This is a genomic window from Streptomyces longispororuber (assembly GCF_014656095.1).
GTDB classification, from domain to species: domain Bacteria; phylum Actinomycetota; class Actinomycetes; order Streptomycetales; family Streptomycetaceae; genus Streptomyces; species Streptomyces longispororuber.
The window spans coordinates 1-4,562 of sequence record NZ_BNBT01000275.1; the positions used below are offsets into that span (position 1 = coordinate 1).

General features: G+C 77.3%; 5 protein-coding genes. 3 read left to right on the forward strand and 2 right to left on the reverse strand.

The genetic code is table 11. From position 1 onward, the window contains the following. On the forward strand, positions 1-735 hold a 735-nt coding region (locus IE330_RS37745; RefSeq protein WP_444546243.1), incomplete at its 5' end, for a TerD family protein. A gap of 76 nt (positions 736-811) precedes the next feature. Here IE330_RS37745 and IE330_RS37750 read toward each other — a convergent pair. After that, positions 812-2,023 (reverse strand): glycosyltransferase, encoded by a 1,212-nt coding sequence (locus IE330_RS37750; RefSeq protein ID WP_190140703.1) that lies wholly within the window; start codon positions 2,021-2,023, stop codon positions 812-814. A gap of 58 nt (positions 2,024-2,081) precedes the next feature. Between IE330_RS37750 and IE330_RS37755 the strand changes: the two genes are divergently transcribed. Together IE330_RS37755 and IE330_RS37760 are read left to right on the forward strand one after the other, a co-directional pair. Beyond that, positions 2,082-2,882, forward strand: coding sequence for a glutamate racemase (locus IE330_RS37755; RefSeq protein WP_190140704.1), 801 nt, complete (start codon positions 2,082-2,084; stop codon positions 2,880-2,882). Between the two features lie 114 nt (positions 2,883-2,996). After that, the gene (locus IE330_RS37760) at positions 2,997-3,551 is read left to right on the forward strand and encodes a hypothetical protein (RefSeq protein WP_190140705.1); all 555 of its coding nucleotides are present in this window, start codon (positions 2,997-2,999) and stop codon (positions 3,549-3,551) included. Positions 3,552-3,691: 140 nt separating this feature from the next. Here IE330_RS37760 and IE330_RS37765 read toward each other — a convergent pair. Continuing rightward, the coding region (locus IE330_RS37765) for an O-antigen ligase family protein (protein WP_190140706.1) at positions 3,692-4,562 on the reverse strand (871 nt) is incomplete at its 5' end.

A 4,562-nucleotide genomic window follows, 5' to 3' on the forward strand; every position in this document is an offset into this window, starting at 1 on the left:
CCCGCCGCCGCTCCCGCACCGCCCGCGCCGCCCGCGGTGGCCCCGGCGCCCGCCGCCCCCGCGCCGCCGCCTCCGGCCGCCGCCCCCGCCCAGCCGGTGCGGCTGACGAAGGTCACCCTCACGAAGGAGTCGCCGACGGTCTCGCTGACCAAGCAGGGCGGCACCTCGGGCGCGCTGCGCGTGAACCTCAACTGGGAGGTGCGCAAGCAGTTCAAGGGCTGGGCGAGCAAGCTGGGGCGGGCCGTGGCGATGCACGGCGACCTGGACCTCGACCTGTGCGCGCTGTTCGAGCTGGCCGACGGCCGCAAGGGCGTCGTCCAGGCCCTCGGCAACGCCTTCGGGTCCCTGCAGCAGCCGCCGTACATCCTCCTGGACGGCGACGACCGCACCGGCGCGGTGGCGACCGGCGAGAACCTCACCGTCAACCTCGACCACACGCAGGACTTCCGCCGCATGGTCATCTTCGTGACCATCTACGAGGGCGCCCGCAGCTTCGCCGACCTGAACGCCACGGTCACGCTCACCCCGCAGCACGGGGCGCCGATCGAGTTCTCCCTCGACGAGTGCACGGTCCCGTCGACGGTGTGCGCGCTCGCGCTCATCACCAACCAGGGCGGCGAACTCGTCGTCCAGCGCGAGGCCCGCTACCTGGTGCCCGAGCGCGGCGTGAGCCCCCAGCGCACCATCGACTACGCCTACGGCTGGGGCATGAACTGGACGCCCGGCAGGAAGTGACCGCCCCCGGCGCCCACGCAGGGCACCGCCGGGAGGCCGGTCACGGCCGGGAGAACCGTCACCGCCAGGAAGCCGGTCACGCCCGGGAGTCGGGGGCCGCCTCGGGACACGTCCCCGGGGCGGCGTCCGCGGCCCCGGGCCGGGCGTACGTGCGCCCCTTCCAGGCCGCGCCCCGGCCGCGGTGGTGCCGTACCGCGGAGTCCACCGTCATCAGCAGGTACAGGAGTCCGCTGACGGGCAGCGTCAGCGCGAGCCAGAGCGGCTGGCGGTAGTAGCGCACCATCGGCACGAACGTGACCGTCATGACGAGCCAGCCGAGGCCGCCCAGGAGCGCGGCGGCCCCGTGCCCCGTGGCCAGGCCCGCGGCCAGGGCAGCCGGCGGCACCAGGTAGACCACCACCAGGCCCGCCACCGTCCCGGCGAGCAGCGCCGGGTTGTGCCGGAGCTGGGAGTAGGCGCTGCGGGCCACCATCCGCCACAGGTCCGCCAGGCGCGGGTAGGGGCGGACGCTGTCGACACGCTCGGCGAGCCCCAGCCAGATGTGCCCGCCGGCGCGCTTGACCGCCTTCGCCAGTGCCACGTCGTCGATCACCGCGTGCCGGATCGCGTCCGGCACGCGCGCCCGCCCGGCCGCCTCCGCGCGCAGCAGCACGCAGCCCCCGGCCGCGGCGGCCGTCCGCCCGCCCTCGCGCGCGATCCACCGGAACGGGTACAGCTTCGCGAAGAAGTACACGAACGCCGGGACCACCAGGCGCTCCCAGGTGCCGGCCACGCGCAGCCGCGCCATCTGCGAGACGAGGTCGTAGCCGCCGGTCTCGGCGGCGGCCACCAGCTCCCGCAGGCTGTCGGCCGCGTGCGCGATGTCCGCGTCGGTGAGCAGCAGGTACTCGGGCTCCCGCGCGCGTGCCAGGCCGATGCCGTGCCGCACCGCCCACAGCTTGCCCGTCCAGCCGGCCGGCGGTTCGCCGGGCGAGGTGACCGTCAGCGGCAGGCCCCCGTACCGCTCGGCCAGCCGCCGCGCGAGCTCCCCGGTGCCGTCGGCGCTGCCGTCGTCGACGAGGAACACCTCGGCCCGCCCCGGGTACTCCTGCGCGAGCAGCGACGGCAGGCTGTCGGGCAGCACCGCCGCCTCGTCCCGCGCGGGCACCACGACGGCGACCGACGGCCACCGCCCCGGATCCCGGCGCGGCGGCAGCCGCAGGTCCGTGCGCCAGAAGAAGCCCTGTCCGACCAGCAGCCACAGCCACGCGGCGAGCGAGGCGGCGGCGGTCCACGCAACGGCACTCATCCGCCGCAGTCTGCCCCACCGCGCCGGGGTCGTGCGGCTCATCGTCTAAGGTGACCGGGTGAAGATCGCGCTCATGGACTCCGGAATCGGACTGCTCGCCGCCGCCGCCGCGGTACGACGCCTGGTGCCCGAGGCCGAGCTCGTCCTCTCCTCGGACCCGGACGGCATGCCCTGGGGCCCCCGGGACACGGCGGACCTCACGGAGCGGTCCCTCGCGGTCGCCGAGGCGGCCGCGGCGCACCGCCCGGACGCCCTGATCGTCGCCTGCAACACCGCGTCCGTGCACACGCTGCCCGCGCTGCGCGCCCGCTTCGAGCCGGACCTGCCCGTCATCGGCACCGTTCCCGCGATCAAGCCCGCCGCGGCCGGCGGCGGACCGATCGCCATCTGGGCCACGCCCGCCACCACCGGCAGCCCCTACCAGCGCGGCCTCATCGCGGAGTTCGCGGGCGGCGTCGAGGTCACCGAGGTGCCCTGCTGGGGTCTGGCCGACGCCGTGCAGGCGGCCGACGAGGACGCCGTCGCGCGCGCCGTCGCCGCCGCCGCCGCGCTCACCCCGCCCGACGTACGGGCCGTCGTCCTCGGCTGCACGCACTACGAGCTCGTCGCCGAGCGCATCCGTGCCGCCGTCCAGCGGCCCGGCCTGCCGCCGCTCGTCCTGCACGGCTCGGCCGGCGCGGTCGCCGCCCAGGCGCTGCGCAGGACCGGCCGGGCCGCGGGCGCGCGTACCGGGGCGGCGGCGTACCGGGGCGCCGTCCGGGTGATCCTCAGCGGGCGCGAGGCCGCGCTGCCGCCCGCCGCCCTGGCGTACGCCGAGGGGCGCCTGCTCGCGCAGGGCAGCCCGGCCCTCGGGCACTGAGGCGGGGGCGCGCGGAGCGCGCGCGAGGCGGGCCCGTCCGGCGTGTTCCGCGCGAAGGGTCCGGCTGCCCGCGACGCGGTGCCGATGCCGCGGAACCTGAGTAACCTCGGTTCCATGACGGACCACGCCCACGGCGACCGGGCCGCCGCCGAGGAAGAGCCCGAGATCTGGACCGGACGCGCGTCGAACCGCGTCCAGTGGCTGCCGGCCTGTGCCGGCGCCGCCTGCCTGGCGCTGGGGATCAACCTGGCCGTGGAGTCGCTGTGGCCCTCGGGCATCCTGCCGCTGGTCATGTCCGTCGTCGGCTGCATCGCGGTCGGCCTGCTCGTCCTGTTCGGCACGCTGGCCTTCGTGCACGTCGCCGTGAAGGTCGACAAGGAGTGCCTGGAGGTGCGCTGCGGCCACATGGGCCTGCCGCGCCGCCGCATCCCCCTGTCGCACGTCGTCGACGCCGCCTTCGCCCCGCTCGTCACGCCCCGGCACTGGGGCGGCTGGGGGTACCGCTGGCGGCCGGAGCAGGGCACCGCCGTGATCGTGCGCCGCGGCGAGGGCGTCGTCCTGCGGCTGGGCGACGGCCACACCTTCACGGTCACCGTGGACAACGCGGAGAGCGCGGTCCGCGTCATCCGCGACCGCCTGCGGCTGATGCGCCCGTCGTCACCGGCCTGAGCGGTACGGGCGCCGCCCGGGGCACCGGGGCCGCCCGGATGTGCCTTCCCGGACCCGGGTGTCCCCCCCCGGAAAGGACGTGCCCACCGCGTGCGCCTTCTCCCGGCAGGCGACTGTCCGAGGCCGCGCAGAAGGCCTCCTCACGGCAGCGGCGCGCCGCGTCTGCCCGTCCCGTCCTCCAGCGGCCGCGCCGTCGCGATGCCCGCGAGCAGGGCCGCGCCCGCGGTCACCGAGGTCGCGCTGAGCGCGTTGCCGAGCGCGGCCAGGGCGGCGACCGCCGTCAGGGCCGCGCCCGCCGTCAGGACGAGCGGGGTGGAGCGCGGCGCGTGCCACAGCGCGAACAGCAGCCACGCGAAGGCCGCCACGAGCAGCGCCATCCCGACGACACCCTGCTCGGCCGCCTGCTGGAGCAGCGCCGAGTGCGGCCTGCCGTCCGCGGGGACGCCGTGGGTGACCGTCGGCGAGGCGTCGCCGAACCGCCCCGGCCCCACCCCGAACGCCGGGTGCGCGGCCGCCAAATCCTCCGCGTTCCGCCACACCTCGACCCGGTGCGCCCCGAGCCGGTCCTCCAGGGGCGCGGTCATCCCCCGCGGCAGGGCGTCGTCGGCGACGGCCCAGGACGCCGCGCCCACCAGGACGGCGGCGAGCGCGCAGCCCGCCAGCCCCGCGGCCCGGTGCCCGCCCGGCGACGCCGCGAGCGAGCACAGCACGATCCCGGCGCACCCCACGAAGCCCGCCGTCGAGCCGAGCAGCACCGCGACTCCGATGACGCCGAGGGCGGCCAGACGCAGGCAGAGCCGGAGCCCCGGCGCGGGCGCCGCCCAGGCCGCGCAGCAGACCGCGCCGGCCGACAGGCACAGGAGCGCCGCGGTGGCGCCGACGGGGCCGAGCGGCGCGGGGCCCGCCGCCAGGTGGGGTTCCGCCACGGCGAGGACCACGACCGCGAGCGCCCCGCACATCAGCGCGGCCACCGGCAGCAGCGCCCGCGCGATGCGGCCGCCCGCGTACCCG